2 protein-coding genes are annotated in these 1,311 nt (G+C 69.9%); both read right to left on the bottom strand.

The window, feature by feature from the left end:
- Positions 1 to 111: 111 nt before the first annotated feature.
- Positions 112 to 444, bottom strand: a complete 333-nt coding sequence (locus tag IAE58_RS19855; RefSeq protein WP_199934770.1) for a hypothetical protein — start codon at positions 442 to 444, stop codon at positions 112 to 114.
- Positions 445 to 530: 86 nt separating this feature from the next.
- Entirely contained in the window at positions 531 to 1,241 is a 711-nt protein-coding gene (locus IAE58_RS19850; protein ID WP_234456400.1) for a pseudouridine synthase, read from the bottom strand.
- Between the last annotated feature and the right edge of the window lie 70 nt (positions 1,242 to 1,311).

Raw genomic sequence — 1,311 nt, 5'->3', positions numbered from 1 at the left:
AGCCCGGGCGGATCAGGGGTGGCGCGGGGCCATGCCCGGCGGCTTCCTGGTATCCGCGCTACGCGCTCGCCGGGCATGGCCCGGCGCTACCGAAATGACGCGCGTGGCGCGTCATTTCTTTTTCTTCTTGTCCTTCGGTTCGTCCTTGCTGGCCACCACCACCGGCTTGGCGGCGGCGTCCTGCGCGTTGCCCTTGGCCACGCGGATGCCGTTGGCCTTCATCCAGGCGTCGAACTGGTCGGCGGTCATCTTCTGGTCGCCGTTGCTCATCATGAAGCGGTAGCTGCCGCGGCCATCCAGCTCCGGGGTCTTTACCTCCACCACCGGCGCCTCGGCCGGGGTTTCGGCCTTGGCCACCTTCTTGTGGCCGCTGCAGGCGGTCAGCACGGCCAGCGGCAACAGCAGGCCGGCGCAGCGCAGGGTTCGGTTGAGGGTCGGGTACATGGGCACACTCCGTTCAAGTAAATCGAAAACCAGGCGCCCCCTACGCCTGGAACGGTGGCTGGCCGCGGCCAGCCGTGGGCCGGACTTCAGCCCGGTGCAGCAGCCACAAGCTGCTGCTGGTCGCTGACCTGCAGCTCCCGCCATTGCCCCTTGCCGAGATCGCCAAGCACCAGCCCGCCGATCGCGACCCGGACCAGGCGCAGCACCTGCAGGTCGAAGGCCGCCAACAGGCGACGGATATGGCGGTTGCGGCCCTCGTCGAGCACCACCTCCAGCCACGCGGTCTTGTCGCCGCTGCGCAGGACGCGCACGGCACGGGCCACCAGGAACTCGCCCTCGTCTTCAATACCGGCCTGCAGCGCCGCCAGGGTGGCGTCGTCGGGCAGGCGGTCGGTCTGCACGTGATAGGTCTTGTCCGGCCCGGTCTGCGGATCGGTCAGCCGCGCGGCCCATTGTGGGTCGTTGCTGAACAGCAGCAGCCCTTCACTGGCCTTGTCCAGGCGCCCCACCGGGGCGATCCACGGCAGGCCGGCGCCGTCGAAACAGCGGTACACCGTGTCGCGCCCACGCTCGTCCTGGGCGGTGGTCACCACCCCACGCGGCTTGTTCAACATCAGGTACAGGCGCTGCGGCGGCGCCAGCGGCTGGCCATCCACCTCGATCGGCGGTGCCGGGCTGGCAATCGGGAATTCGGGGTCACGCACGATGCGCCCGGACACGCGCACGCGCCCTTCGGCAATCCAGCGCGCGGCTTCCGTACGCGAGCAGACGCCCGCCTTGGACAACACGCGGGCCAGGCCATGGCGAACCCCGGCCGGTGCCGCAGTGGCATTCGCACGCCCACGCGGTGCGTGGGCGTGCGAATGC

This window comes from Stenotrophomonas sp. S49 (genome assembly GCF_016624905.1).
In the GTDB taxonomy this organism is placed as follows: domain Bacteria; phylum Pseudomonadota; class Gammaproteobacteria; order Xanthomonadales; family Xanthomonadaceae; genus Stenotrophomonas.
Note: the sequence above shows the minus strand (reverse complement) of the source record. Positions and strands in the feature narration are given on the sequence as shown.